The organism is Stenotrophomonas sp. YJH_SMC_54 (assembly GCF_059368435.1).
This window is the reverse complement of the sequence record NZ_JCAFRS010000012.1, coordinates 1-26638: the sequence shown is the minus strand read 5'-3', so window position 1 is coordinate 26638 and position 26638 is coordinate 1. Positions and strand designations below refer to the sequence as shown.

Genomic DNA, 26638 nt, shown 5'->3' with positions numbered 1-26638 from the left:
GGACTGTCATCGAACTGCAGCATCGTGGGCACTCGTTCGCTGAGACCCTTGCATGCGCCGGTATCTGTTTTCCGCACTGCTGCTCGCCAGCAGCTTCGCTGCCTTCGCCCAGGACCGCTTCGTACCCGTCGAGCGGCGCCTGAGTGCATCCCAACTGGCCGAGGTCGGGCTCAGCCCAGCGCAGTTGCAGGCGCTGAACCGGGTACTGCGCGAGGCAGAGCGCGCGGCCACCGGGCCGACGGCAGCGGTGGCCCCCGCCGCTGCGCCGCTGCCTGCCAATGTGCCGGCACCGGCAGCAATGCATCTGGGCCTGGAAGAAGGACCGGTCAATGCACGCGTGGTCGGAGAGGTCGCAGGCTGGCAGCCCGGCACGCTGTTCACCCTTGATAACGGCCAGCAATGGCAGGTGATGAAGGGGCAGATGAAGCTGCGCAAGGTGCTGCAGTCGCCGCAGATCGCCGTTGTTCCAGGAATTGCCGGGCGCTGGTTCCTGCAGGTCGACGAAGACCTGCCCAAGGCCAGAGTGTTTCGCGTGCGTTGAGCCGGGGGGACGGCAGGACGGCGGGCAACTCAGGACGGGCCGGGAATGCCAGAATGGGCGTCCGGTTTTTCCCCCTGGAGTTGCCTGATGACCCGCACTGTCCTGATTACCGGCGCCACGTCCGGCTTCGGCGCCGCCGCCGTCCACCGCTTCGCCCAGGCCGGCTGGAAAGTGATCGCCACGGGCCGCCGCGGCGAACGCCTGCAGCCGCTGGTCGATCGCTACGGCAAGGACGTGGTGCATGCCGCCGCCTTCGACATCCGCGATCCGGTTGCGATGGAAGCGGCGCTGCTGGCACTGCCGCCCGCCTTTGGCGAGATCGATCTGCTGGTCAACAACGCCGGCCTGGCGCAGGGCACCGCGCCGGCACAGAGCGCCAAGTTGTCGGACTGGACCACGATGATCGACACCAACATCACCGCGCTGGTGACCCTGACCCACCGCCTGCTGCCGCAGCTGGTGGAGCGCAAGGGCGCGATCATCAATATTTCGTCGGTGGCCGGCGTCTACCCGTACCCGGGTGGCAACGCCTACGGTGGCACCAAGGCTTTCGTCAGCCAGTTCTCGCTGGGCCTACGTTCGGACCTGCACGGTACCGGCGTGCGCGTGACCACGATCGAGCCAGGCATGGCCGAAACCGAGTTCACCGTGGTGCGTACCCACGGCGACCAGGCGGCGTCGGACAAGCTCTACAACGGCGCCAACCCGATGACCGCCGAAGACATCGCCGAACAGATCTTCTGGGTGGCCAGCCTGCCGCCGCACCTGAACATCAATCGCCTGGAACTGATGCCGGTCAGCCAGTCCTTCGCCGGTTTCCAGGTCGCCCGCGAAGGCTGACCGCCGTTTGTAGAGTCGAGCATGGCTCGACTCTGCAGAAACAAGAAAAAGCCGGGCAATGCCCGGCTTTTTCATTCACAGCGGCAGGCTTACTGGGCCTTGATCGCCATCGCCTGCAGGCCGGTGCCATCTAGCTTCTGCTTGGCTTCGGACAGTTCACCGGCACTGCCATACGGCCCCATGCGCACGCGGTACACGGTCTTGCCGTTGATCTGTGCTGACTCCACGCGTGCCGCAAGTCCCATCATCGCCAGCTTGGCCTTGGTTGCTTCGGCATCGCCGGAGGCGCCGAAGGCGCCTGCCTGCAGGATATAGCGGGCGTTGTCGGCGGCCGCCGGAGCGGCTGTGGCCGGGGTACCCGCCGTTGCCGTTGCGGTTTCCGCGCGCGCTGCCGGCGTGGCGGCGGCGGTGCTGGTCGAGGCCGTGCTGGCCGGCGGCGTTGCCGCAGCCGGACGTTCACTCAGCGGTGCCGGCAGCGGACGGCTGGTGGCGGTCACCTGCGCGGTGCTGGACACGCTGGCGGTGGCCGCCGGTGCGGTCGTGGTCGTGGTCGCCGGCGGAACCGGCTTGCCTTCCAGTGCCGCCTGCGCGCGCTGCGCTTCGGCCTTGGCCCGGCGCTGGTCTTCGGCACGCGCGCTGGCGGCCAGTTCGGCGTCGGACATCTCGACTTCCTTGCCCGGCAGCAGGGTGTAGAAGTCGTACTGGGTGGCGGCCGGCTTTTCCGGTTCGGCCTGCTTCGGCGCAGCCGGCTGCGCGGCCGGCTGGGTACCGACATCGCTGTCGGCATCGGCGACCGGGGCCGGCTGCGCGTTCGGGTTCGGCTGCGGACCGGCGCGCAGGAAGCCATCGCCCTCGCCCTTGAACAGGTTCGGCGCCGCCAGGAACACCACGGCCGCGATCGCTACACCGGCCACCAGCCACACCCATCCGGGGGTGCCCTGGCTGCCGCTGTTGCGTCGTGCCTGGCTTTTGCCGCGTCGTGCTGCCATGTGTACTGCGTCTCCTGATGCTTACATTTTTTCCGGGGCGCTGACGCCCAGGAGTTCGAGGCCATTGGCCAGTACCTGGCGCGCCGCACAGGCCAGGGTCAGTTTGGCGTTGCGATCGGCGGCATCTTCCACCAGCACCGGCGTCCCGTGATACCACGTGTGGAACGCGTGCGCCAATTCACGCAGGTACTGCGCCACCAGATGCGGTTCCAGCGCCACGCCGGCCGCTTCCACCACTTCCGGATAGCGCGAGATCTCGTTCATCAGCAGCAGCGAGGCATCGTCGGCCAGGCGGCCGAGGTTGGCCAGGCCGTTGCCCTGCTCGTACACCAGGCCCTTCTCCTGCGCCTGGCGCAGCAGGCTGCAGACGCGGGCATGCGCGTACTGCACGTAGAACACCGGGTTGTCGTTGCTCTGCTGGCGGGCCAGGTCGATGTCGAAGGTCAGCTGCGAATCGGGCTTGCGCGCGATCAGGAACCAGCGGGTGGCATCGCGGCCGGCTTCCTCGATCAGGTCGCGCAGGGTGAAGTAGCTGCCGGCACGCTTGGACAGCTTCACTTCCTCGCCGCCGCGCATGACGGTGACCATCTGGTGCAGCACGTATTCCGGCCAGCCCTGCGGGATGCCCACTTCCATCGCCTGCAGGCCGGCGCGCACGCGGGCCAGCGAGCCGTGGTGGTCGGCGCCCAGCTCGGTGATCGCGCGCTCGTAGCCGCGCTGCCACTTGGACAGGTGATAGGCCACGTCGGGCACGAAGTAGGTGAAGGTGCCGTCGGACTTGCGCATCACGCGGTCCTTGTCGTCACCGAAGTCGGTGCTGCGCAGCCACAGCGCGCCACCTTCTTCATAGGTATGACCCGACGCCTGCAGCTTGGCCACCGCTTCGGCTACCTTGCCGTCGGCGTACAGCGAGCTTTCCAGGAAATAGATGTCGAAGTCGACGCCGAACGCGGCCAGGTCCAGGTTCTGCTCGTTGCGCAGGTAGGCCACGGCGAAGCGGCGGATCGCCTGCATGTCGTCCGGGTCCTTGGCGCCGACCACGGTGCTGCCTTCCAGGTCGACGCTGGCGCCGGCCATGTAGGCGCGTGCGACGTCGGCGATGTACTCGCCGCGGTAGCCACCTTCCGGCCAGCCGTCCTGGTCCGGCGCGATGCCCTTGATCCGTGCCTGGGTGGACAGCGCCAGGTTCTCGATCTGCACGCCGGCGTCGTTGTAGTAGAACTCACGCTTGGCGTTCCAGCCGTTGGCATCGAGCACGCGCGCCACGCAGTCGCCGATCGCTGCCGCGCGGCCATGGCCGACATGCAGCGGGCCGGTCGGGTTGGCCGACACGTACTCCACGCCCACCGTGCGGCCATTGCCGGACAGGTTGCGGCCGTAGTCGTGGGCTTCCTTGATGACCGACGCGGCTTCGCGCTGGTACGCGGCCGGGGCCAGGTGGAAGTTGATGAAGCCGGGGCCGGCGATCTCGACCTTGCTCACGTCCTCGCTGCGCGGCAGCGCCTCGACCAGCGCCTGCGCCAGTGCGCGCGGATTGCTGCGCGCGGCCTTGGCCAGCAGCATCGCGGCGTTGGTGGCGAAGTCGCCGTGGTCGCGGGTCTTCGGGCGCTCGACCACGAAGTCCGGCGGCAGGGAGTCGGCGGGCAGGGTGCCATTGGCGCGCAAGGCTTCGATGCCTTGGCTGATCAGGGCGCGGAGGAGATTTTTCACGAGGCCTGCTGTGAGAATGAGCGGCGGAATCGCCCATTTTAGCGCAGATACCCGCGCCCACGCTGACCAGAACATGCCTGTGGGGGCGGCCGATGGCGCCTGAAGGGCCGCGCTCAGCCGAACAGCCGCGGCTGGGGCGGGGATAGCAGACCCCGTTCAGCAAATGAAACGGGACGGCCCTCGCCGACCACGAAGTGGTCCAGCAGGCGCACGTCCACCATCGCCAGCGCCTGCTGCAGTTCGTCGGTGATGCGGGTATCGGCGCTGGAGGGTTCCGGATCGCCGGAAGGGTGGTTGTGGCTGAGGATCACCGCCGCCGCGTTGTGCAGCAGGGCGCGCCGCACCACTTCGCGGGGGTAGACCGGTGCGGCGTTGATGGTGCCGTGGAACAGCTCTTCACAGGCGATCAGGCGGTGGCGGTTGTCCAGGAACAGGGCCATGAAGACCTCGCGGGCCTGGCCACGCAGCCGGTGCTGCAGGTAGCGGCCGACCGCCGCCGGATTGTTGCCAACCGCCTCGCCGTGCTCCAGCTCGGCCGCCAGGTAGCGATGGGCCAGTTCCAGCCCGGCAGCAAGCGTGCAACTGCGTGCCGGGCCGAGCCCGGGCAGGCGGGCGAGCTCGGCGGCGGGGCGGTCGAGCAGTACCCGCAACGGGCCGTGCGCCTGCAGCAGGTCGCGCGCGGTCTGCACGGCATCGCGGCCACCGAACCCGGAGCCGAGAAACAGGGCCAGCAGTTCGGCGTCGGAAAGTGCCGTGGGCCCGCGCGCGATCAGCTTCTCGCGGGGGCGTTCCTGTTCGGGCCAGTCATGGATGGGCATGGCCCATCATCGCCAGACCTTGCGGTGGCTCCCATCGGGGCATGCCGCGGACTGGGGTCGGAGGTTGCCTCAGCCGCGCCGGGTCTGCAGGTAGTCGAACAGTTCCTGGTTGTTCTGCAGGCCCAGCTTGCGCTTGGCTTCGGCCTTCTGCCGGCTGATGGTCTTCGGGCTGCGCCCGCAGCGCTCGGCGACTTCGTTCACGCTGAGGCCGGCTGCCAGCAGCTCCAGCACTTCCTGTTCGCGTGCCGACAACGGCGCCGGCTGACGTGGAAACAGCAGGTCGCGCGCCTGCAGGTGGTGGCGCAGCTGTTGGGAGACGAATACCTGCCCGGCCAGCGCGGCGTTCAGCGCGTGGGGCAGTTCGGCGAAATCGGCGCACTTGTCGACCAGGCCACTGATACCCTCCCGCAGCAGGCTGTCCAGCAGGCCGGGATGGCGGGCGCCGGTCAGCACCACCACCGGCAGGCCAGGGCGGCGCATGCGCAGCGCGTCGATCAGCTCCGGACCGTCCGGACCGGCACCCGGCATCGACAGGTCGGTCAGCACCGCATCGCAGTCGTGGTGATCCACCAGCTCCAGCAGCTGGGCGCCGTCGCGCGCACTGCCGACGATGTCCATCAGGTAGGTCTGCAGCACGATACGGATGCCATGCAGGACCACGGGATGGTCGTCGGCGATGATGATGCGCGGATGCACGCGGCTCCTCGAAGGTCGGACAGGCCACGGCGGGCGGCAGCCAATGCCTGATTCTGCAAAAGCGCAGACCCGTAGAGGTATAGGAAAGGTCCGAAACTGGTACCGGGTGAATCCCGGGTCAACGGAGACGGACTCCATCTGCTGATAGCCGCCCGCTATGTGCGCCCTGCACCGGGACATTACCGACCATCGGGTAAGCTAGCGCCCTCGTTTGCACAGGAATTCCAGGTGGCTGACTCCCCCAACGCTTCCCCCGCGCCGGCCCGCGCGCTGGAAGGTCAGAAACTGCTGTTGTGCGTCGGAGGCGGGATCGCGGCCTACAAGGCCCTGGAACTGGTGCGGCGCCTGCGCGACGCCGGTGCCCAGGTGCAGGTGGCGATGACCGCCGGAGCACAGCAGTTCGTCACTCCGCTCAGTTTCCAGGCCCTGTCCGGGCAGCCCACCCGCACCACGCTGTGGGACAGCGCGGCCGAACAGGCCATGGGCCACATCGAGCTGGCCCGCTGGGCCGACCGCATCGTGGTCGCCCCGGGTACCGCCGATCTGCTGGCCCGGCTGGCCCAGGGCCACGCCGATGATCTGGTCAGCACCCTGTGCCTGGCCAGTACCGCGCCGCTGACGATCTGCCCGGCGATGAACCACCGCATGTGGCTGCATCCGGCCACCCAGGCCAACATCGCCCTGCTGCGCCAGCGCGGCGCGCAGGTGATCGGCCCGGTCGACGGGCCGCTGGCCGAAGGCGAATCCGGTCCCGGCCGTCTGGCCGAACCGGGCGACATCGTTGCCGCGCTGGCTGCCAATGGCAGTGCTGCAGCGGCGGTTGTCGCACCGGAAACCCGCGCGCTGCAGGGCCTTCGCCTGCTGATCAGCGCTGGCCCGACCTATGAAGACATCGATCCGGTGCGCTACGTCGGCAACCGCAGCAGCGGCAAGATGGGCTTTGCCCTGGCCGCGGCCGCCGCGACGATGGGCGCCCAGGTGGTGCTGGTCAGCGGTCCGGTACAGCTGCCGACGCCAGCCGGCGTGCAGCGCGTGGACGTGCGCTCGGCCGCGCAGATGCGCGATGCCGTGCTGAAGTCGTTGCCGGCCGACATCTATATCGGTGCCGCCGCGGTGTCCGACTACACGCCACGCCAGGTCGCGCCGCAGAAGCTGAAGAAGACCGCCGACAGCCAGTCGCTGGTGATCGAGCTGGTGCGCACGCCGGACATCCTCGCCGAAGTCGCTGCACAGACGCAGTCGCTGAAGCTGGTGGTCGGCTTCGCCGCCGAGACCCACGACGTGGAGAAATATGCGCGTGGCAAGCTGGTCGACAAGCGCCTGGACCTGGTGATCGCCAACCAGGTCGGCATCAGTGGCGGCGGTTTCGAGAGCGACAACAATGCCGCCACGGCCTTCTGGCAGGACGGTGAACAGGTATTCCCGGCCACCTCCAAGCGCGAGCTGGCCGAACAACTGCTGGCGCTGATCGCGCGGAGACTCCAGGCATGACCCAGGCTTTCACTTCCCAACCGCTGCAGGTCAAGCTGCTTGATCCGCGTTTCGGCGACAGCTGGCCGCTGCCCGCCTACGCCACCGAAGCCAGCGCCGGCATGGACCTGCGCGCGGCGCTGGATACCGCGCTGACCCTGCAGCCGGGCGACACCGCGCTGGTGCCCAGCGGCCTGGCCATCCATATCGCTGATCCGCACCTGTGCGCGGTGATCCTGCCGCGTTCCGGGCTGGGCCACCGCCACGGCATCGTGCTCGGCAACGGCACCGGCCTGATCGACGCCGATTACCAGGGCCCGTTGCTGATCAGCGTCTGGAACCGTGGCCGCGAGGCCTTCACCATCGAGCCGGGCGATCGCATCGCGCAGCTGGTGGTCGTGCCGATTGCCCGCGTCAGCCTGCAGGTGGTGGATACTTTCACCGACAGCGTGCGGGGAACGGGTGGATTCGGCCATACCGGGGTGCGTTGACGGGGGACATCGATGAGCGGCATCGGGGAAGGGCAGCGGGAACGGTCGTTGGGACGCAGTGCGCCACTACTGGGGGTGCTGCTGGTCCTGCTGGCCGGCTGGTTCGGATGGAGCGCGGTGCAGCAATGGCGGCAGGAGGCCAACGGCCAGGCGCTGGAAGAAGCGCGTGACCAGGCCGTGCAGGGCTTGCAGGAGGCGGCAGCCGGCCAGCTGAAGCAGCTGCAGCAGCAGTTGAAGAACGAACGCGTGCGGCAGGCACTGCAGGCCGGTGACGCCGCGGCAGCGGCGCTGGCCGTGCGCGAGAGCTGGACCGGCGTGGAGCAGGCTGACGTGCTGACCGCCGATCTGGCCACGGCCTATGCCGACCCGGCCACCTTCGGCTACGCACGCCTGGCCCTGCTGGAACAAGCGCTGGCCGAGGGCAAGCCTGGCCTGCGCGTGGTGCGCGATGCAGGTGGCAATCGCCTGGGTCTGGCGGCTCCGGTGCAGCTGGGCAGCCTTGGCCCGGCAGTGCTCTACGTGCGCCAGCCATTGCTGCGGCTGACCTCGCCGCTGGACCAGGTGAGCGCCCCGTCCACCGGCTTCCTCGGCCTGCGCCAAGGCACGCATGACCTCGTTGCCCAGGGCGACGCCGGCCTGGCCGAGAGCGCCGAAGCGCTGGCGCGCCCGGTTCCGGGCACGCCGTTGCGGCTGGTGGCCGCCGTACCGAATGTCGAAGCCGGTCCTCTGGGCCTGGGTTCGCTGGCCAGTGCCATCGTCGCGCTGCTGCTGGCGTTCATCGCCGTGCTGCTGGTGGTGGGTCGCGGCCGGCTGCCGAAGTCGCTGCCGTTGCCGCGCCGTGCGGCCGTGGCGGAAGCGGATCATGGCCCGACCCTGAGCGAGAGCCTGCAGATGGCGCCGCCACCGGTGGCCGCCGCCAGCGCCGCGGACACTGCGCCGCCGCCGCCACCGGTCCCTGCCGGGGAACTGGCCGCCGGCATCTTCCGCGCCTACGACATCCGTGGCGTGGTCGGCAGCGAACTGACGCCGAAGACCGCCGCGCTGATCGGCCAGGCCATCGGTACCGTGGCGCTGGAACAGGGCCTGCGCGAGGTGGTGATCGGCCGTGATGGCCGCCTGTCCGGCCCGGAACTGGCTGCGGGATTGGCCGAGGGCCTGCGTCGCACCGGTTGCGCGGTGATCGACATCGGCCTGGCACCGACGCCGGTCGTCTATTACGCTGCCTTCCACCTGCGTACCGGCACCTGCGTGGCGGTCACCGGCAGTCATAACCCGCCCGAGTACAACGGCTTCAAGGTGGTCATCGGCGGCGAGACGCTGTCAGGCGATGCCATCACCGATCTCTACCAGCGCATCGTCGAGGGGCGCCTGGCGCAGGCGGCCGAGCCGGGCGATTACCAGCAGCGCGATGTCAGTGCCGACTACATCCAGCGCATCGCCGACGACGTGCAGCTGGACCGCCCGTTGAAGGTGGTGGCCGATGCGGGCAACGGCGTTGCCGGTGCGCTCGCACCGCAGTTGCTGGAAGCGATCGGTGCGGAAGTCATTCCGCTGTACTGCGATGTTGACGGTACCTTCCCCAATCATCATCCCGACCCGAGCGAACCGGCCAACCTGGAAGACCTGGTGCAGACGGTCAAGCGCTTCGGCGCCGACCTCGGCGTCGCCTTCGATGGCGATGGCGACCGGTTGGGCGTGGTCACCGGCGAAGGCAGGATCATCTATGCCGACCGCCTGCTGATGCTGTTTGCCGCTGATGTGCTGATGCGCAACCCCGGCGCGATGGTGATCTACGACGTGAAGTGCACCGGCAAGCTGTCCGACCACGTGCTGCGCAATGGTGGCAGCCCGTTGATGTGGAAGACCGGGCATTCGCTGATGAAGGCGAAGATGCGCGAGACCGACGCCGAACTGGCTGGCGAGATGAGCGGCCACTTCTTCTTCAAGGAGCGCTGGTTCGGTTTCGACGATGGCCTGTATGCGGCGGCGCGCCTGCTGGAGATCCTGGCCCAGCGCGAGGAGACCCCGGACGAGGTACTGGGCGAACTGCCGGAGATGGTGGCCACGCCGGAACTGAAGGTGCCGGTGGCCGACGGTACGCCGCACGCGCTGGTGGCGATGCTGGTGGCGGCGGCGCAGTCGCCGGACAACCCGTATGTGGGCGGTCGCCTGTCGACCATCGATGGCCTGCGCGTGGACTTCCCCGATGGCTGGGGCCTGGTGCGTGCTTCCAACACCACGCCGGTGCTGGTGCTGCGCTTCGAGGGCAACGACGAGGCGGCACTGGAACGCATCCAGGCGCTGTTCCGCAGCCAGCTGCAGCCGGTGCTGGGCGAGACCCCGCTGGGGTTCTGACCCCTTTGGAAGCTGCAGCAGAGTGGGTAGTGCCGGCCGCTGGCCGGCAAGCCCATGAACCTCACACACCCTGGAGTTGCCGGCCAGCGGCCGGCACTACCCCTTGAAACGCAAGCCCACGCCCGGCTCGGTGAACAGGTAGCGTGAATCCAGTGCTGAATCGCCCAGCTTGTGCCGCAGCTTGCCGACCAGGATGCGCAGGTAGTGGGTGTCGTGCTGGTGGGTCGGGCCCCAGATTTCCCGGAGGATCTGCGGCTGGGTCACCACCCGCCCGGCATTGCGCAGCAGCAGCGACAGCAGCGCGTACTCCTTGCGGGTCAGCGCCACCGGCTCGCCATCCAGCGCCACTTCGCGGCGTACGAGATCCACATGCAGATGGCCATCGTCGAACACCGGTGGCGTGCCGTCGCTGGGCACGCTGCGCGTGCGCAGCAGCGCCCGCACCCGCGCCATCAGCTCCTGGGTGCCGAACGGTTTGGTCACGTAGTCATTGGCGCCGGTATCCAGTGCGCGCACCTTTTCGGCTTCACCCGCACGCACGGTCAGCATGATCACCGGCACCTGGCTCCACTGCCGCAGCTGCTCCAGTACCTCGTGGCCTTCCATGTCCGGCAGGCCGATGTCCAGGATCACCAGGTCCATGTCCTCGCTGGCCGCCAGCTGCAGGCCTTCCTGGCCGGTGGCCGCTTGTCGCACCTGGTAGCCCTGCGCACGCAGGCTGATATCCAGGAACCGGCGGATCTGGGTTTCATCATCGATCACCAGCACGCGCGCGGCCGGCACGCTGGCATCAATCGGGGTCGGGCTCATCGTGGGAGGCTGGCTTGAGCAGGGGCAGGGTGATGCGGATCAGCGTACCGCGACCGTCGCGTCCGGGCAGCGCCTGCACGCTGCCGCCATGCGCGCCGACCATGCCCTGGCAGATGGTCAGGCCCAGGCCGGTGCCGTGGCGGCCACGGTCGCCGCGCTCGACGCTGTAGAACATGTCGAAGATGCGCGCGCGCTCGTCATCGGGAATGCCGGGGCCGGCATCGATCACATCGATGCGCAGCTGTCCGTCCAGTTCGCGCGCCTGCACCTGCACGGCGGTATCGGGCGGTGAGAACTTGGCCGCGTTCTCCATCACGTTGAACACCGCCTGTTCAACCAGCGCCGGGTGTACCCAGATCGGCGCGAGCGTGGCCGGAATATCCAGCTCCAGCCGCACCTTGGGCTGGTAGCGCTGCAGGCGCCGCGCCGCCGAGCCGATCAGCTCGTCCACGCCGATCCAGTCGCGGTTGATCTTCAACCCTTCGTGGCCGAGGCGGGTCATGTCCAGCAGGTTCTGGATGTAGCGGTCCAGCCGCTCGCCTTCGACCAGGATGGTGTCCAGCAGGGCACGGCGATCGGCCGTATCCATCGCCGCACCGTAGCTGGCCAGGCTGTCGGCCGAGCCGATCATCGCCGCAAGCGGCGAGCGCAGGTCGTGCGACACCGAAGAGAGCAGCGCCGAGCGCAGCCGCTCGGTCTCGTTGCTGACGTGGGCCTGCTCCAGTTCGGCCACCAGCCGCGTGCGCAGCGCGGCCTGGGCGATGTCGTCGACCATCGCCTCGGCCAGCTGCCGCTGCTCGGGCAGCAGGCGCGCCTGTGCGCCGGGCAGGTAAAGGCCCGCCACGCCGATGGCGCGGTCTTCGCCATCCAGCAGCGGCAGGAACCACCACTGCGCACCGGCCAGGGTGTCGGTGAAGCGCCCGCTGGGCTGGCCGTGGCGCAGTGCCCAATCGGCGGCGGCCAAGTCGGTATCGCCCGGCTGGCTGCGGCCACCGGTTGCGGTATCGGCGCCGATCCGTAGCCACGCTGGAACGTCCATGGCCTGTTCCAGTGCATGCCGACCCGCCTGGGCCACCTCGCCGTTGCCGGCCGCGCTGGCCAGCTGCCGTCCCAGCTGCTGGCGCGCACGCGCATGTCGATTCGCCGCACGCAGCGCGATCACCTGCATGCGCAGGCGCGAGGCCAGGCGTCCGGCCACCAGTGCGGCGGCCAGGAACAGGAACACGGTGATCACGCCCTGGCGCGCGCCGATGGCGAAGGTGAAGCGCGGCGCGATGAACAGGAAGTTGTAGGCGAGGAAGCACAGGATCGCCGCCATCACCGCCACGCTGGCGCGCGTGCGTGCGGCCACCAGCACCACCGCCACGATGAACACCATCGACAGGTCGGCCATGCCGACCCAGCGTTCGGCCAGCCATGCCACCGCACAGGCCAGCGCGGTGGCGATCAGCGCCTGCACCGGTTCGTAGCTGATGCCGCGCATCGGCGGCAGCAGGCCCTCGCGGCGCGAGCGCGCACGTGCCTGTGGGGTGCTGATGATGGTGATCTCGTAATGCGCGCCGCGCTGGATCAGCTGCTGGGTCAGGGTGCGGTTGAACATCCGCGCCAGTGGACGTTCGCGGGTCCGGCCGAGCACCAGGGTCGACACGCCGTTGTGCGCGGCATGGTCGAGCAGGGCATCGGCGATGCTTGATCCGTGCAGCAGTTCGGCGTCGCCGCCGAGGCGGCGTGCCAGGGCGAACGCAGCATCGATCTCGCGCCGGGTCGCCTCGTCCTGGCGTCGGCCCTGCACGGTCACCACCGTCCACGGCGCATCGCGGCGTTCGGCGATGCGCCGCGCCACCCGCACCAGGTATTCGCTCTGACCGCCGCCATCAATGGCCACCAGCACGCCACGACGCAGTGGCAGGTTGCTCTCGCCGCGCGCGGCGCGCGCTTCACGCAGGCTGCTGTCGACGCGGTCGGCCGCCTCCTGCATCGCCAGCTCGCGCAGCGCGGTCAGGTTGGCCGGCGAGAAGAACGCCTGCAGCGCCTGCGCGGCCTGTTCGGGCACATAGACCTTGCCCTGCTGCAGGCGCGCGATCAGCTCGCGCGGCGGCAGGTCGACCAGCACGATGTCATGCAGGCGGTCGAGCACCCCATCCGGCACGGTCTCGCTGACCCGCACACCGGTGATGCGCATCACCACGTCATTGAGGCTTTCCAGATGCTGGATGTTGACCGTGGTCCAGACGTCGATGCCGGCGTCCAGCAGCTCCATCACATCCTGCCAGCGCCGCTCGTGGCGGCTGCCGGGTGCATTGCGATGGGCCAGTTCGTCCACCAGCACCAAGGCCGGATGCCGTGCGAGCACGGCATCCAGGTCCATCTCCTGCAGGGCATGGCCGTGGTAGGCCACGTCCTTCAGCGGCAGCTGTGGCAGCCCCTCCAGCAGCGCCTGGGTATCGGCACGGCCATGGGTTTCCACCAACCCGACCACCAGGTCGACGCCGCGACGCAGCTGTTCCTGCGCGCGGGTCAGCATGGCGTAGGTCTTGCCCACGCCCGGCGCCGCGCCGAGGAACACGGTCAGCTTGCCGCCGGCTTCGCGTTGCAGGCCTTCGACCAGGGCATCGGCCTGGCGGGTACGCGCATCAGTCATGGGTGCCATTGTGCGCGCAGCCGGTGCAGGCCGGCATCACGGCGCCTTGGGCGCGTGGTCCAGCGCGAAGTTCAGCGTCACCACGTTCACCCGCGGCTGGCCGAACAGGCCCCACTGGCGACCTTCGGTATGCGCCTGCACCAGTGCCTGCACGCGTTCCACAGGCAGGCCACGGGCACGCGCCACGCGGGCCACCTGCAGCTGCGCCGCGGCCGGCGACAGTTGCGGATCCAGGCCGCCGGCGGACTGCGTGACCAGGTCCGCCGGTACCTGCGCCGCGGTGACGCCTTCGCGCGCGGCCACCGCCGCGGTGCTGGCGGCGACGCGCTCGGCCAGCGCCGGGTTGCTGCGCGCCATGTTGGAACCGGCTGCCGCCATCGGGTCGTAGTTGGCCGCCGACGGACGTGCCTGGAAGTAGCCGTCACCGGTGAACGGCTGCGACAGCCACGCCGAGCCGCGCACCTGGCCATTGCCATCGCGCAGCAGGCTGCCCTCGGCCTGGGTCGGGTAGGCCAGGCCGGCGAAACCGGTGGCGATGCCGGCGTAGACCGCACCGGCCAGCAGCAGGGTGGCCAGGCCCAGGCCGATCACCGGGCGCCAGCTGGCGCCATCCTGCAGGCTGGCCACGCGGGCCTCGGCCTTCGGTTCGCGCGACAGGGAAGTGGAGGTGGAAGCAGAACGGTTCATGCGCCGAATACCAGGACAAGAAGGAGGTCGATCGCCTTGATCGCTGCGAACGGCAGCAGCACGCCGCCGAGGCCGTACACCAGCATGTTCCGGCGCAGCAGCGCCGTTGCGGTGGCCGGGCGGAAGCGCACGCCACGCAGGGCGAGCGGGATCAGGGCGGGAATCACCAGGGCGTTGAAGATCAGCGCCGCCAGCACCGCGTTGCGCGGGCTCGACAGCTGCATCACGTTCAGTGCGGCCATGGTCGGAACGGCCGCGGCGAACAGCGCCGGCAGGATCGCGAAGTACTTGGACACGTCGTTGGCCAGCGAGAAGGTGGTCAGCGCGCCGCGGGTGATCAGCTGCTGCTTGCCTACTTCCACCACTGCCAGCAGCTTGGCCGGGTCCGAATCGAGGTCGACCATGTTGCCGGCCTCCTTCGCCGCCTGCGTACCGGAGTTCATCGCCAGGCCGATGTCGGCCTGGGCCAGTGCCGGGGCGTCGTTGGTACCGTCACCGACCATCGCCACCAGACGGCCACCGGCCTGCTCCTGGCGGATGCGCGCCAGCTTGTCTTCCGGTCGCGCCTCGGCGATGTAGTCGTCGACACCGGCTTCGGCAGCGATCGCGGCGGCGGTCAGCGGATTGTCACCGGTGATCATCACCGTGCGGATGCCCATCGCCCGCAGCTGCGCGAACTTCTCGCGCATGCCGTGCTTGACCACGTCCGACAGTTCGATCACGCCCAGCACGTGGCGGCCCTCGGCCACCACCAGCGGGGTGGCACCGTTGCGTGCGACCTGCTCGACGCGGCCGGCCAGTTCAGCCGGTACATTGCCGCCCAGCGCCTGTACGTGGGCACGGATCGCATCGGCGGCACCCTTGCGGATCTGCCGCCCATGTTCAAGATCCACGCCGGACATGCGGGTCTGCGCACTGAACGCCAGGTACTCGGCGTGGTCCGGTTCAGCGGTGGCGCAGCCCTGTTCGCGCGCCAGGCGCACGATCGACTTGCCTTCCGGGGTCGGGTCGGCCAGCGAGGACAACAGCGCCGCTTCACGCAGCTGGCTGGCATCGATACCGGCCAACGGATGGAAGTGGCTGGCCTGGCGGTCGCCGTAGGTGATGGTGCCGGTCTTGTCCAGCAGCAGCACGTCCACGTCTCCCGCGACTTCCACCGCCTTGCCCGACTTGGCCAGCACGTTGGCGGCCAGCGCGCGGTTCATGCCGGCGATGCCGATGGCCGGCAGCAGGCCGCCGATGGTGGTCGGGATCAGGCAGACCAGAAGCGCGATCAGCAGCAGCGGGTCAACCTGCACGCCTACCGCCGCGCCAATGGCCGGCAGCGTCGCCACCACCACCAGGAAGGTCAGCGTCATCGCCGCCAGCAGCAGGGTCAGTGCGATCTCGTTCGGCGTCTTCTGCCGGTTGGCGCCTTCCACCAGCGCGATCATCCGGTCCAGGAAGCTGTGGCCCGGCTCGGCGGTCACCCGCACGATGATCTGGTCGGACAGCACCTTGGTTCCGCCGATCACACCGGATCGGTCGGTACCGGCCTCGCGCAGCACCGGTGCCGATTCGCCGGTCACCGCTGCTTCGTTGATGGTGGCCAGGCCCTGCACGATCTCGCCATCGGCCGGTACCAGCTCACCGGCACTGACGATCACATGGTCGCCCGGGCGCAGCTCGGCGGCTGGCAGCTGGGTTTCCGCGGCACCCGGCTGCGGTGCGGCCAGGCGGCGCGCCACCAGGTCCTGGCGGGCGCGGCGCAGCGATGCGGCCTGGCCACGGCCACGTGCTTCGGCCACGGCTTCGGCAAAATTGCCGAACAGCACGGTCACCAGCAGGATCGCGGTCACCGCCAGGCCAAAGCCCAGCGGCGCATTGCCGGTCAGGGTGACGATCGCGGCCACGATCGTGCCGGCCATCACCACCGCCATCACCGGGCTGCGCACCAGATGCATCGGCGACAGCTTGCGCACTGCCTCGACCAGTGCGCGGCGCAGGCCTGCGCCATCCAGCAGGGCAGGGCGCGGTGCGAGGGAACTACGGGTTGAACTTGCGTGGGTACTCATTGCGATGTCCTCAGTGCAGTCCCAGGCTCAGGTGGTCGGCGATCGGGCCGAGTACCAGCGCCGGCATGAACTGCAGCACGGTCAGGATGACGATCACCGAGACCAGGGTCAGGGCGAAGGTCGGCGTTTCGATCTGCAGGCTGCCGGCAGACTCCGGCGCCTGGCGCTTGGCAGCCAGCTGTGCGGCCACCACCAGCGGGATGATCAGCAGCGGGAAGCGGCCGAGCAGCAGCACCAGCGAGCAACTCAGGTTCCACCACAGCGTGGCGTCACCCAGCCCTTCGAAGCCCGAACCGTTGTTGGCATAGGCCGAGACATACTCGTAGAACACCTGGCTGATGCCATGGAAGCCGGGATTGGAGGTGCCGGCCAGGCCGGGTACGGCCAGGGTGATCGCGGTGAACACCAGCAGGGTGATCGGCTGCAGCAGCACCAGCAGGGCCAGCAGGCGTACCTGTGGCGTCTCCAGCTTGCGGCCGAACAGTTCCGGCGTACGCCCGGTCATCAACCCGGCCAGGAACACGCCCAGCAGCAGGTACACGATGAACTGCTGCAGGCCGCAGCCGATACCGCCCCAGATCGCGCTGACCAGCATGTTGACCATCGCGATGCCGCCACTGAGCGGCGCCAGCGAATCGTGCATGCCGTTGACCGAGCCGTTGGAGACCTGGGTGGTCACCGCCGCCCACAGCGCAGTGCCGTCGGCGCCGAAGCGCACTTCCTTGCCTTCCATCAGCAGCGGGGTGGCGGCGCTGGCGCTATGCCCTTCGCTCCACATCATCGCGCCGGTGGACAGCAGCGACATGCCCAGCATGCAGCTGAACACCAGGGCGCCGAAGCGGCGCCGGCCGGTGAACGCGCCGATCATGAAGATCACCGCCATCGGCACCAGCAGGATGCCGACGATCTCCAGCGCGTTCGACAGCGGGGTCGGGTTCTCCAGCGGGAAGCTGCTGTTCGGGCCATACCAGCCGCCGCCGTTGGCGCCCAGCTGCTTGGCCGCGACCATCGCCGCGACCGGGCCCAGCGGAAGTTTCTGTTCGGCCATGCCAGCGCTGGCATCGATCGGCGTAGCCTGTGGCCCACCGGCGATCGTCGACGGCACGCCCTGACTGGTCAGCACCAGCGTCCACACCAGGCACAGCGGCAGCAGGAAGCGCACGCACAGGCGCACCACGTCCACGTAGTAGTTGCCCACCGCCACCTGGCGGTCATCGCCGGCCCCGGTGGTCGCCGCAGCCTGCGGCGCACGCGAGAACAACGCGCGCAGCGTCGCCACCGCCAGCGCCAGGCCCATCATCGGCGTCACCACCTGCAGGCCGGTGATGCCGGTCATCTGCGAGAAGTAGGACAGCTGCGCCTGGCCCGAATAGTGCTGCTGGTTGGTGTTGGTCAGGAACGAGATCATCGTGTGCAGCGCGGTGTCCCAGCGCATGTTCGGGATCTGGTCCGGGTTCAACGGCAACCAGGCCTGGGTCATGAACACCGCCTGGGTCAGCACCGCGACCACCACGTTGCTCAGCACGAAGGCCAGCACATAGCCGCGCCAGGACATGGCGCGCGATGGATCTACGCCGAGCACCTTGTACAGCGGCTTCTCTATCCAATGGAACAGCACGTCGACCTTCATCGGCGTGCCGCGCATCACGCGCGCCAGGTACAGGCCCAGCGGCCACGCCAGCAGCAGGCTGGCGGCAATAATCACAAGCATCTCAGTCATGGCCGGCTCCGCTCAGAACGACTCGGGCCGCAGCACGACATAAAGGAGATAGGCGGCGGCAACCAGCACCAGCACGCCACACAACAACGACAGCCAGGGGGACATTGCAATAGCGTCCTGGTGGAACCCCTCCACCTCAGGCCGCCATCGTCGTCCTACCCCCCATAAACGCACTACGCGCCGGACCGGGCCGACGCGTAAAGAGTGCATAAATTCCGTGGGCCAACCCGTAACCAGGCCCGGGGTAGCGCCGGGCCATGCCCGGCGGAGGCAGCGCCGTCAGCCCGCCGGAGTGTCCGCCGGCACCAGCCCCTTCAGCTCGCGATAGCGCTGCAGGGTGCTGTCGATCTCGGCCTTCAACGCCTGCTGCTGCTGCACCAGCCCGGCCTGCAAGCGCTGCTGCGCCTGCAGCTGCGCATGCCGCTTGCGGATCGCCTCGGCCTGCTTGTCGGCCACCTTGGCGCCGGCCAGCTCGCGGTCTCCCGCCGCCGACAGCAGCGCCACCAGCGACTCACGCAGGCTGGTGACGTTGTACTCGGCGGTCTTCAGGTTGTTGTCCAGCACTTCCTGGCGCTCGGCAAACACCCGGCGCAGGTCGGCCTCGCTGCCGTAGGTGGACAACATGGCCTGCTCGGTGCGCTGGCGGGTCTGCTCGGCCATCAGGTCCAGCTGTTGCTGCTGCGCAGCCGTGCTGGCAGCGGCACGCTCCTCGTCGGTCAACGCGCGCTGGACCTGCGCATTGCGCAGGCCCGTGCTCGCATTGAATTCCTCGCGGGCATGGTTGACCGCGTCGGCCGGCAGCGAATCACTGCAGATCCGCTCCTTGCCCTCGTTCCAGCAGTACAGCTTCTTTTCCGCCTTGCCGCTGTCGCGCGACTGCGCCGGTACGGTGAACGGCACGACCAGCAGCAGGCCGGCGAAGAGGACAGCAGGAACTCGGGACATGACCTTTCCCCTGGGTCGGTCAGCGGATCGAACGAACGCCGTACTGGGCCCGATAGGCTTCCAGCGGCTGCCGGTAACCCACAAGTTCCGGGTTGCCGGAGGCGAAATCAAGCAGATCGGCCAGCGATGCCACGGCGATCACCGGGATACCGGCTTCTTCGGCCACCGACTGCGCGGCCGAGCGGCGGTCGGTCTCCGAAGCGATCTCCTGGCGGTCCAGTGCCACCACGATGCCGGCCGGGGTGCCACCGGCGGCGCGGATGATGCCCAGCGCTTCGCGGATCGCGGTACCGGCGGTGATCACGTCGTCGACGATCAGCACGCGCTTGCCCTGCATGTCGGCGCCGATCAGCTGGCCACCCTCGCCATGGTCCTTGGCTTCCTTGCGGTTGAACGACAGCGGCAGGTCGCGGCCGCGCTGGGCCAGCTCGCAGGCCATCGCTGTGGCCAGCGGGATGCCCTTGTAGGCCGGGCCGAACACCACGTCGTACTTGATCCCGCTGGCATCGATGGCATCGGCATAGCACGCGCCGAGCTGGGACAGCAGCGAGCCGGAGTCGAAGCGCCCGGCGTTGAAGAAATAGGGGCTCAGCCGGCCGGACTTGAGGGTGAACTGGCCGAAGCGAAGGGCGTCGGCGGTCAGGGCCAGCTGCAGGAAACGGTGGCGGTGGTCGCTCATCAAAACTCGATTCATCTTCATTTGGAGCACAAATCCTAATCCAGCTGGGCGTTTCGCGCTCGTCCGGCCCCGTGTGAAGGCGCTGGCGGGCCCACCCGGCGGACTGCGCAGCCCTGCAGTCAACCGGTATGCTTGCCCGGTTTCCCGCCGTAGGTCTTCCGCATGCGCATCATCAGTTTCAACGCCAATGGCATCCGTTCCGCCGCGACCAAGGGCTTCCTCGACTGGTTCCGTGCCCAGGATGCCGATGTCCTGTGCATCCAGGAAACCAAGGCCCAGGAAGACCAGCTGAGCGACCCGATGTTCCGCCCGGACGGCCACCACTGCTTCTACCGCGACGCCATTACCAAGAAGGGCTACAGCGGCGTGGCGATCTACAGCAAGCGCGAGCCGGACCAGGTCATCACTTCGCTGGGCTGGGCCCCGTTCGACGACGAAGGCCGCTACATCGAGGCACGCTACGGCAACCTCAGCGTGGTCTCCTTCTATATCCCGTCCGGCAGCTCGGGCGACCTGCGCCAGGGCTTCAAGTTCGAAGTGATGGAATGGCTGCGGCCGATCCTGGAGGAGTGGGCGCGCAGCGGCCGCGACTACGTGCTGTGTGGCGACTGGAACATCGTGCGTTCGGCGCTGGACATCAAGAACTGGAAGTCCAACCAGAAGAATTCCGGCTGCCTGCCGGAGGAGCGCGACTGGCTCAACGCCCTCTGCGCCGACCACGGCCAGACCACCGATGTCACCGCCGGCCGCGGCTGGGCCGATGCCTACCGCCTGCTCAACCCCACCGGCGAGGACTACACCTGGTGGAGCAACCGCGGCGCCGCCCGTGCCAACAATGTCGGTTGGCGCATCGACTACCAGTTCATCACCCCGGGCCTGCGTGACCGCCTGCGAAGCTGCTCGATCTACCGCGACGAGCGCTTCTCCGACCACGCCCCGTTCACCGTGGACTACGACCTGTGACCGAGGCTGCCAAGCCGCGCCGACCGTGGCAGCAGGTGTTGTCCAACCTGAGCCAGCGCAAGGTGCTGGCGATGCTGCTGCTCGGCTTCAGTTCCGGCCTGCCGATCTATCTGGTGGGCAACACGCTCGGCTTCTGGATGCGCAAGGAAGGCATCGAGCTGAGTACGATCGGCTTCCTGTCATGGGTCGGGCTGGCCTACACCATGAAGTTCCTGTGGGCACCGATCGTCGACAAGACCGACGTGCCTCTGTTCGGCCGCTTTGGCCGCCGCCGTGGCTGGATGCTGCTGTCGCAGCTGGTTGTGGTGGTGGGCCTGGTCGGCATGGCGCTGGTCCAGCCCAAGGGGGGCCAGATCCAGTTCCTGGGTATCGCCTGGCAGCACATCGTCGTGTTCGGCGTGATGGCCGTGATCGTAGCGTTTGCTTCGGCCACCCAGGACATCGTCATCGATGCCTGGCGCATTGAAAGTGCTGACAACAGCGAGCAGCTTGGACTGCTGACCTCATCCTCGGCACTGGGCTACCGCACTGCATTGCTGGTCACCGATGCGCTGATCCTGATCATCGCGGCCCGTGTCGGCTGGCAGGTTTCCTACGAGATCATGGCCGTGCTGATGGCGCTTGGCGTGGTGGCCGTGGTCATGGCCCGCGAACCCGCGCGGGAAGTGGCTGCCGTGCAGGCGCAGGCGACCTCGCTGTGGACACCGCGCGGATTGTTCGACGCCGTAGCGGGACCGTTCATCGCCTTCGTCCGCGAGCATCGCAGCGGCGCGATCCTGATCCTGGTGGCCATCAGCGTCTATCGCATGGCCGACTTCGTCATGGGACCGATGGCCAACCCGTTCTACGTCGATCTCGGCCTGGACGAGGACACCGTGGGCGCGGTGCGTGGCTCGGTCGGGCTGGTCGCGACCTTCGTCGGTATTGCCGCAGCGGGCCTGGTCTCGGTCCGCTGGGGGGTGCTGGCGGCGCTGATGGTAGGCGCCGTGCTGGGGCCGGCCTCCAACCTGGCGTTTGCCTGGCTGGCCTATTCCGGCCCGGACACAACCCATTTCGCCGTGGCCATGGCAATCGACAACTTCGCCAGCGGCTTCGCCGGTACGGCGCTGATCGCCTACATGTCGAGCCTGACCAGCATTGGATACACCGCAACCCAGTACGCACTGCTGAGTTCGTTCTACGCGATGCCCGGCAAGGCGCTCAAGGGGCTCTCGGGGTGGTCGGTACAGACGCTCGCACAGGGCCGGACGCTGCTGGAAGGCTACGCGCTGTTCTTCGTCGGTACTGCGCTGGTGGCGATCCCGGTGGTGATCCTCTGCGCCCTGCTGATCCTGCAGCAGCGCCGTCGCCAGGCCGCCGGCTCAACCTGATTGCCTGCCCGCCCGGTCTGCGGGATCATCGCCCCGACGCGCCGAGGGGGCGGTGCCTTGCGAACGGGGAAGTGAGCATGGCCGACGTTGTGCTGCGGGACCTGGACCCGCTGCTGCTGGAACGCATCAAACGCGTCGCGGTCGCCCGCGGCTGGACCCACGAACAGACCTGTGCCGCCTTGCTGGAGCAGGGCCTGTTCAGCAGTGAACTGGAAGTCCGCTCCGGCTTCGGCGATCCGGAAGTGGATGCCCTGTCCGATGCCATTGCCGCCCTGCAGGCCTTGCCCGCAGGGCAGGGCTTCGATTAGCGGCCGCGCCGCAATGCTGTAGAGACGAGTCCACGTCCGGCTGCCCGGTAGATCCACGCCACGCGTGGATGGCGCCACCTCACGCCAGGTGGATCGCACCCAGGATCCGCGGGCCCTTAGCTCCGGTCACGCTTGGCAGGTTGCCGGCCAGCCCGTCCATCGTCCGCTGCGCCAGCCATGCAAAGCCCATCGCTTCCACGTACTCCGGGTCCAGCCCGTGCACGGCGCTGGATTCCACCTGCACGTCCGGCAGCCGGGCCGCGAGGCGCTTCATCAGCTGCCGGTTGCGTACCCCGCCGCCACAGACCAGCAGGCGGCGGGTCTGCGGCTGCTGCGCCAGCAGCGCGTCGGCCACCGTTGCCACGGTCAGCTCCAGCAGGGTCGCCTGCACGTCGGCCGCCGCGTACTGGCCCTCGGCCATGTGCGCCTCGGCCCAGGCCAGGTGGAACTGCTCACGGCCGGTGCTCTTCGGCGGCGGCAGCGCGAACCACGGGTCCGAGCGCCAGCCCGCCAGCAGGCCCTCGTCCACCGCGCCGCTGGCGGCGTACGCGCCGTCGGCATCAAAGGTCCGGCCGGTGTGGCGCTGGCACCAGGCATCCATCAGCGCATTGGCCGGGCCGGTATCGAAGCCACGTACCGCACCTTCGCGCGGAATCAGGGTCAGGTTGGCGATACCGCCCAGATTGAGCACGGCGCGGTCTTCGTCGGCCGTGCCCAGCATGGCCAGGTGGAAGGCCGGCATCAGTGGCGCACCATGGCCCCCGGCCGCCACGTCGCGTCGGCGGAAGTCGGAAACCGTGGTGATCCCGGTCAACTCGGTGATGCGGTTGCCGTCGCCCAGCTGCACGGTGAAGGCGGGGTCGGCCAGCGGCCGGTGACGCACGGTCTGCCCATGCGAGCCGATCGCGCGCACCTGGCTGCGGTCCACGCCAGCCTCGGCCAACAGCTGGTTGGCGGCCCCGGCGAAGCTGATCGCGATCCGGGCGTCCAGCTCGCCCAGCTCCTCCAGCGAATCCAGTGGACCACCTTCGCCCAGCGCCACCAGCCGTGCACGCAGCACCGGCTCCCAGCGGGCGGTCAGGCCGTGCACGAAGCGGCAGCCTCCGCCGGCAGGAAACTGCACCAGCGCGGCATCGATGCCGTCGGCACTGGTGCCCGACATCAGGCCAAGGTACAGGGGGGCGTCAGTGTCGGCAGTCGTGTTCATGGCGGGCATAAAAAAAGGACGCGGCAAGCTTGTGCTGCCGCGTCCTTCTTCGTCAACGCAGGGGCTCAGCCGCGCTTGCGGCCGGCGCTGCTCTTGTCCTTGGCGCTGGCCACCTCGGGGGCGGCCTCGTCGCGGCTGGTCGGTGCCGGGCTGGCATCGGCGTAGATCAGCTTCTCCATGCCCTGGATGCGGGCCATCGCCGGCGCGGTCTGCGCGCGGAAGGCGACCAGCTCGGCGCCCTTCAGCGGCTCCGGCGGCGGCATGGTCACGGTCAGCGGGTTGCGGTGCTCGCCGTTGACGCGGAATTCGTAGTGCAGGTGCGGGCCGGTGGCCAGGCCGGTCGAGCCGACATAACCGATCACCGTGCCCTGGGCCACCCGCTGGCCGGTCTTGATGTTCGCAAAGCGCGACATGTGCCCATACAGGGTGGTGTGGCCACGGCCGTGGTCGAGGATCACCACGTTGCCGTAACCGCGCTGCACGCCGGCGAACTGCACGCGGGCGTCGCCGGCGGCCATGATCGGGGTGCCGGTGCGCGCGGCGTAGTCCACGCCCTTGTGCATGCGCATCTTGCCCAGCACGGGGTGCTTGCGCGCACCGAAGGTCGAGCTCAGCCGCGCGAACGGGATCGGCATGCGGATGAAGCTCTTCTTCAGCGAACGGCCGTTGATGTCGTAGTACTCGGACTTGCCGTTGCGGTCGAAGCGGAAGCCGGAATAGGTCTTGCCACCGGTGGTGAAAGTCGCCGCCAGAATCTTGCTGGTGTCCACCTTCTCGCCTTCGCGCCAGGTTTCATCCATCACCACGCTGAAGCGGTCGCCCGGCTGCAGGTCCTTCGAGAAGTCGATGTCGTACTTGAAGATGTCGTCGGTCATCGTCGCGATCGCCGACGGCGACAGCCCGGCGCGGCGGGCCGCGGCATACAGCGAGCTGGTGATCTCGCCACTGGTGACCACCGTGCGCGTGGAGGTCTCGCGCTTGGTCACCTTCTCCTTGATGTCGTCACCGGCCAGGCTCAGCTCCACCCGGTTGTCGGCATCGCGGTCGAAGCGGATGCTGCGCAGGTCGCCGGACAGCGGCATGTCGAAGGCGATCTCGGCGCCCGGGCGAAGCTTGGTCAGCGCCTCGCGCGCGCCCGGGTGGTCCAGTACCCGGTGCAGGGTGGTCGCCGGGATACCGGCCTTGTCGAACAGATCGCTCAGGGTCTGGCCGCGTTCCACGCGCAGCACCTGCCAGCTGTCACCGGGCACCTGCTGCTGGCGGGCCATGGCCAGCGGCGGCAACGGCAGTGCCAGGCTGGTATGGCTGTCGGCAAAGGGGGCGTCGATGGTGTGCGAGAAGCCCGGCACGATCGTCGCCACCAGGGCGCCGATGGTCGCGAACAGGCTGGCATGCATCCAATGGCGCCGGGTCCAGCGCTCGTTGAAGGCGGCGGGAAGATGTTGCCTGAGCTTCCGATGCAGGGCGTTGTCGTGCAGGACGTGGAGGCGTTCCTGGAAGCGCTGCTTGCGTGCGCGCCCTTGTTCGGAATTGTGCATCGGCGGTTTTTTCCTGGTGGCCCGGGAGCGGGGGCCTGATCGCCGGTTACCATAGACACCTGAGAAAACCGCGTCAAACCCTTGTGCCCATTGGCTTTTGTGAAGCCAATCGGGTTAACTTTGCTTTAACACCCCACACAAGAATCGGCGTTGCCGGGAGTAGTCACGTGTCCTCGATTGAAGAAGCCCTTGCCCAGATCGGCCGTGGTGCCGACGAGATCCTCAAGCTCGAGGATCTGCGTGCGCGCCTGCAGGAGGGCCGCCCGCTGCGGATCAAGGCCGGCTTCGACCCCACCGCGCCCGACCTGCACCTGGGCCACACGGTGCTGCTGAACAAGATGCGCCAGTTCCAGGACCTCGGCCACCAGGTCATTTTCCTGATCGGCGACTTCACCGGCATGATCGGCGACCCGTCCGGCAAGAGCCTCACCCGCAAGCCGCTCAGCCGCGAGGACGTGCTGGCCAACGCCCGTACCTATGAGGAGCAGGTGTTCAAGGTGCTGGACCGCAGCCGTACCGAAGTCCGCTTCAACTCGGAGTGGTTCGGCAAGATGGGCGCGGCCGACATGATCCGCTTGGCCGGCCAGCACACCGTGGCACGCATGCTCGAGCGCGACGACTTCGCCAAGCGCTACGCCGCCCAGCAGTCCATCGCCATCCATGAGTTCCTGTACCCGCTGGTGCAGGGCTACGACTCCGTGGCCCTGGAGGCCGACGTGGAGCTGGGCGGTACCGACCAGAAGTTCAACCTGCTGATGGGCCGTGGCCTGCAGGAGCACCACGGCCAGAAGCCGCAGGTGGTGCTGACCATGCCGCTGCTGGAAGGCCTGGACGGCGTCAACAAGATGTCCAAGTCGCTGGGCAACTACATTGGCATCAGCGAGCCGGCCATCGACATCGTCACCAAGACCATGAAGGTGGACGACACCCTGATGTGGCGCTGGATCGAGCTGCTGTCCTTCGACATCAGCCAGGCCGAAGCCGTGCAACTGCGCGAGCAGGTGGCCACTGGCGGCCTGAACCCGCGTGTGGTCAAGCTGCGCCTGGCGCGTGAACTGGCGACCCGCTTCCACGACGCTGCGGCGGCCGAGCAGGCGATCGCGGGCTGGGAAGCGGCGGTGACCGGGCAGGGCGACATCACCCAGCTGCCGTTGCAGGACGTGGCGATCCCGGCCGAAGGCCTGCGCATCGCCGCACTGCTGACCGCGGCGGGGCTGACCCCGAGTAATTCCGAAGCCAACCGCAAGCTCAAGGAGCGGGCGGTGAAAGTGGACGGCGAAGTGGTGGAAGATGGCCAGCAGGTGCTGCAGCCGGGCTTCGAAGGCCTGCTGCAGGTCGGCAAGCGCACCTTCGCCCGCGTGCGCCTGGTCGCTGGCTGACACCAGGGAAGGGCCGGCGCAGCCGGCCCTTCCTTGATGCTCTTGTAGAGCCAAGCCCGCGCTTGGCTTGCTCTTCGAGCGGTCCTCCCCCAGCGCGACGGCTGAACAGATGCAACATCCGGTGAAAAAAGTCGCCACACCCCCTTCACAAACGATGGGAATAGGGACATACTTCTCCTCCCCCGTCGCAGGGGTCGCCACCAAGGGGCTTCAGCGACATCAGGGCGCCCACCACCGCCGAACGAGATGATCGAACGAAGGTGTTGACGGACTGAAAAAGTCTGGCATAATGGGCGGCTCGCTACGAAGGAAACTTCGCAGCACACGGGAACGGCGCTGAGGCCACTTCCCCGGATCTTTGAAAGTATGCGCAGGTATCTTGTGAAGGCGCCTGCAGGAAGGATGATTGTCCATCTTGCAGACGTTT

23 protein-coding genes are annotated in these 26638 nt (G+C 68.3%); 9 read left to right on the top strand and 14 right to left on the bottom strand.

The annotated features are described in order from the left end of the window. Positions 1-52: 52 nt before the first annotated feature. Together AC5P5S_RS14225 and AC5P5S_RS14220 are read left to right on the top strand one after the other, a co-directional pair. Positions 53-541: a hypothetical protein gene (locus AC5P5S_RS14225; RefSeq protein ID WP_005407755.1), complete on the top strand. Its 489-nt coding sequence runs from the start codon at positions 53-55 to the stop codon at positions 539-541. An 87-nt stretch (positions 542-628) separates the two neighbouring features. After that, positions 629-1381 carry an SDR family NAD(P)-dependent oxidoreductase gene (locus AC5P5S_RS14220; protein WP_005411994.1) on the top strand — a complete coding sequence of 251 codons (753 nt, stop codon included), beginning with the start codon at positions 629-631 and terminating at the stop codon, positions 1379-1381. A gap of 89 nt (positions 1382-1470) precedes the next feature. Here the strand turns inward: AC5P5S_RS14220 and AC5P5S_RS14215 are convergent, their stop codons facing one another. The 4 genes from AC5P5S_RS14215 to AC5P5S_RS14200 all read right to left on the bottom strand — a co-directional run bounded on the left by AC5P5S_RS14215 (position 1471) and on the right by AC5P5S_RS14200 (position 5594). Then, positions 1471-2370, bottom strand: a complete 900-nt coding sequence (locus tag AC5P5S_RS14215) for an SPOR domain-containing protein (RefSeq protein WP_012478914.1) — start codon at positions 2368-2370, stop codon at positions 1471-1473. Positions 2371-2391: 21 nt separating this feature from the next. Further along, positions 2392-4080 (bottom strand): arginine--tRNA ligase, encoded by a 1689-nt coding sequence (gene argS, locus AC5P5S_RS14210; protein WP_012478915.1) that lies wholly within the window; start codon positions 4078-4080, stop codon positions 2392-2394. Between the two features lie 113 nt (positions 4081-4193). Next, complete coding sequence (radC, locus tag AC5P5S_RS14205) at positions 4194-4898, bottom strand: RadC family protein (RefSeq protein ID WP_005407759.1); 705 nt, start codon at positions 4896-4898, stop codon at positions 4194-4196. A gap of 69 nt (positions 4899-4967) precedes the next feature. Continuing rightward, positions 4968-5594: a response regulator gene (locus AC5P5S_RS14200; RefSeq protein WP_033834997.1), complete on the bottom strand. Its 627-nt coding sequence runs from the start codon at positions 5592-5594 to the stop codon at positions 4968-4970. 228 nt (positions 5595-5822) lie between these two features. Here AC5P5S_RS14200 and coaBC point away from each other — a divergent pair, with 228 nt between their 5' ends. The 3 genes from coaBC (at position 5823) to AC5P5S_RS14185 (ending at position 9910) form a co-directional block, all read left to right on the top strand. Then, the gene (gene coaBC / locus AC5P5S_RS14195; protein WP_005411998.1) at positions 5823-7085 is read left to right on the top strand and encodes a bifunctional phosphopantothenoylcysteine decarboxylase/phosphopantothenate--cysteine ligase CoaBC; all 1263 of its coding nucleotides are present in this window, start codon (positions 5823-5825) and stop codon (positions 7083-7085) included. Further along, entirely contained in the window at positions 7082-7555 is a 474-nt protein-coding gene (gene dut, locus AC5P5S_RS14190; RefSeq protein ID WP_005411999.1) for a dUTP diphosphatase, read from the top strand. The genes coaBC and dut overlap by 4 nt, the downstream gene beginning before the upstream one ends. A gap of 75 nt (positions 7556-7630) precedes the next feature. Further along, a complete protein-coding gene (locus tag AC5P5S_RS14185; RefSeq protein WP_495205354.1) occupies positions 7631-9910 on the top strand; it encodes a phosphomannomutase/phosphoglucomutase in 2280 nt (759 codons plus the stop codon). Positions 9911-10006: 96 nt separating this feature from the next. On the opposite strand, the gene AC5P5S_RS14180 is transcribed toward AC5P5S_RS14185, so the two are convergent. The 8 genes from AC5P5S_RS14180 to pyrE all read right to left on the bottom strand — a co-directional run bounded on the left by AC5P5S_RS14180 (position 10007) and on the right by pyrE (position 19446). Further along, complete coding sequence (locus AC5P5S_RS14180) at positions 10007-10720, bottom strand: response regulator transcription factor (protein WP_062605976.1); 714 nt, start codon at positions 10718-10720, stop codon at positions 10007-10009. Further along, complete coding sequence (locus AC5P5S_RS14175; protein ID WP_495276326.1) at positions 10701-13361, bottom strand: ATP-binding protein; 2661 nt, start codon at positions 13359-13361, stop codon at positions 10701-10703. Before AC5P5S_RS14175 ends, AC5P5S_RS14180 begins: the two co-directional genes overlap by 20 nt. 36 nt (positions 13362-13397) lie before the next feature. Further along, positions 13398-14048, bottom strand: a complete 651-nt coding sequence (kdpC, locus tag AC5P5S_RS14170) for a potassium-transporting ATPase subunit KdpC (protein WP_049459891.1) — start codon at positions 14046-14048, stop codon at positions 13398-13400. After that, entirely contained in the window at positions 14045-16102 is a 2058-nt protein-coding gene (gene kdpB / locus AC5P5S_RS14165) for a potassium-transporting ATPase subunit KdpB (RefSeq protein WP_005412004.1), read from the bottom strand. Before kdpB ends, kdpC begins: the two co-directional genes overlap by 4 nt. 10 nt (positions 16103-16112) lie before the next feature. After that, entirely contained in the window at positions 16113-17822 is a 1710-nt protein-coding gene (kdpA, locus tag AC5P5S_RS14160; RefSeq protein WP_012478921.1) for a potassium-transporting ATPase subunit KdpA, read from the bottom strand. A gap of 12 nt (positions 17823-17834) precedes the next feature. Then, positions 17835-17927: a potassium-transporting ATPase subunit F gene (locus tag AC5P5S_RS14155; RefSeq protein ID WP_005407770.1), complete on the bottom strand. Its 93-nt coding sequence runs from the start codon at positions 17925-17927 to the stop codon at positions 17835-17837. Positions 17928-18101: 174 nt separating this feature from the next. Continuing rightward, positions 18102-18767 (bottom strand): hypothetical protein, encoded by a 666-nt coding sequence (locus AC5P5S_RS14150; protein ID WP_049418611.1) that lies wholly within the window; start codon positions 18765-18767, stop codon positions 18102-18104. Between the two features lie 19 nt (positions 18768-18786). Continuing rightward, positions 18787-19446: an orotate phosphoribosyltransferase gene (gene pyrE / locus AC5P5S_RS14145; RefSeq protein WP_005407772.1), complete on the bottom strand. Its 660-nt coding sequence runs from the start codon at positions 19444-19446 to the stop codon at positions 18787-18789. 162 nt (positions 19447-19608) lie between these two features. Here pyrE and AC5P5S_RS14140 point away from each other — a divergent pair, with 162 nt between their 5' ends. The 3 genes from AC5P5S_RS14140 (at position 19609) to AC5P5S_RS14130 (ending at position 22087) form a co-directional block, all read left to right on the top strand. Further along, positions 19609-20409 carry an exodeoxyribonuclease III gene (locus tag AC5P5S_RS14140; protein WP_043035170.1) on the top strand — a complete coding sequence of 267 codons (801 nt, stop codon included), beginning with the start codon at positions 19609-19611 and terminating at the stop codon, positions 20407-20409. Then, positions 20406-21779, top strand: a complete 1374-nt coding sequence (locus AC5P5S_RS14135; protein ID WP_005412009.1) for an AmpG family muropeptide MFS transporter — start codon at positions 20406-20408, stop codon at positions 21777-21779. Before AC5P5S_RS14140 ends, AC5P5S_RS14135 begins: the two co-directional genes overlap by 4 nt. 77 nt (positions 21780-21856) lie before the next feature. Next, entirely contained in the window at positions 21857-22087 is a 231-nt protein-coding gene (locus AC5P5S_RS14130) for a hypothetical protein (RefSeq protein WP_005407775.1), read from the top strand. Positions 22088-22166: 79 nt separating this feature from the next. Here AC5P5S_RS14130 and AC5P5S_RS14125 read toward each other — a convergent pair whose 3' ends face one another. Further along, complete coding sequence (locus AC5P5S_RS14125; RefSeq protein WP_099490531.1) at positions 22167-23294, bottom strand: anhydro-N-acetylmuramic acid kinase; 1128 nt, start codon at positions 23292-23294, stop codon at positions 22167-22169. Between the two features lie 65 nt (positions 23295-23359). Then, positions 23360-24832 carry a M23 family metallopeptidase gene (locus tag AC5P5S_RS14120; RefSeq protein WP_111118142.1) on the bottom strand — a complete coding sequence of 491 codons (1473 nt, stop codon included), beginning with the start codon at positions 24830-24832 and terminating at the stop codon, positions 23360-23362. Between the two features lie 167 nt (positions 24833-24999). Between AC5P5S_RS14120 and tyrS the strand changes: the two genes are divergently transcribed. Then, positions 25000-26211, top strand: a complete 1212-nt coding sequence (gene tyrS, locus AC5P5S_RS14115) for a tyrosine--tRNA ligase (protein ID WP_062605968.1) — start codon at positions 25000-25002, stop codon at positions 26209-26211. The last annotated feature ends 427 nt before the right edge of the window (positions 26212-26638 follow it).

Excerpts from the sequence above, each read along its gene's own strand:
- AC5P5S_RS14225 (WP_005407755.1), top strand. The coding sequence starts at position 53 with ATGCGCCGGTATCTGTTTTCCGCACTGCTGCTCGCCAGCAGCTTCGCT.
- AC5P5S_RS14220 (WP_005411994.1), top strand. The coding sequence starts at position 629 with ATGACCCGCACTGTCCTGATTACCGGCGCCACGTCCGGCTTCGGCGCC.
- AC5P5S_RS14215 (WP_012478914.1), bottom strand. The coding sequence starts at position 2,370 with ATGGCAGCACGACGCGGCAAAAGCCAGGCACGACGCAACAGCGGCAGC.
- radC (WP_005407759.1), bottom strand. The coding sequence starts at position 4,898 with ATGCCCATCCATGACTGGCCCGAACAGGAACGCCCCCGCGAGAAGCTG.
- dut (WP_005411999.1), top strand. The coding sequence starts at position 7,082 with ATGACCCAGGCTTTCACTTCCCAACCGCTGCAGGTCAAGCTGCTTGAT.
- AC5P5S_RS14180 (WP_062605976.1), bottom strand. The coding sequence starts at position 10,720 with ATGAGCCCGACCCCGATTGATGCCAGCGTGCCGGCCGCGCGCGTGCTG.
- AC5P5S_RS14175 (WP_495276326.1), bottom strand. The coding sequence starts at position 13,361 with ATGACTGATGCGCGTACCCGCCAGGCCGATGCCCTGGTCGAAGGCCTG.
- kdpC (WP_049459891.1), bottom strand. The coding sequence starts at position 14,048 with ATGAACCGTTCTGCTTCCACCTCCACTTCCCTGTCGCGCGAACCGAAG.
- kdpB (WP_005412004.1), bottom strand. The coding sequence starts at position 16,102 with ATGAGTACCCACGCAAGTTCAACCCGTAGTTCCCTCGCACCGCGCCCT.
- kdpA (WP_012478921.1), bottom strand. The coding sequence starts at position 17,822 with ATGACTGAGATGCTTGTGATTATTGCCGCCAGCCTGCTGCTGGCGTGG.
- AC5P5S_RS14155 (WP_005407770.1), bottom strand. The coding sequence starts at position 17,927 with ATGTCCCCCTGGCTGTCGTTGTTGTGTGGCGTGCTGGTGCTGGTTGCC.
- AC5P5S_RS14150 (WP_049418611.1), bottom strand. The coding sequence starts at position 18,767 with ATGTCCCGAGTTCCTGCTGTCCTCTTCGCCGGCCTGCTGCTGGTCGTG.
- pyrE (WP_005407772.1), bottom strand. The coding sequence starts at position 19,446 with ATGAGCGACCACCGCCACCGTTTCCTGCAGCTGGCCCTGACCGCCGAC.
- AC5P5S_RS14140 (WP_043035170.1), top strand. The coding sequence starts at position 19,609 with ATGCGCATCATCAGTTTCAACGCCAATGGCATCCGTTCCGCCGCGACC.
- AC5P5S_RS14130 (WP_005407775.1), top strand. The coding sequence starts at position 21,857 with ATGGCCGACGTTGTGCTGCGGGACCTGGACCCGCTGCTGCTGGAACGC.
- AC5P5S_RS14125 (WP_099490531.1), bottom strand. The coding sequence starts at position 23,294 with ATGAACACGACTGCCGACACTGACGCCCCCCTGTACCTTGGCCTGATG.
- AC5P5S_RS14120 (WP_111118142.1), bottom strand. The coding sequence starts at position 24,832 with ATGCACAATTCCGAACAAGGGCGCGCACGCAAGCAGCGCTTCCAGGAA.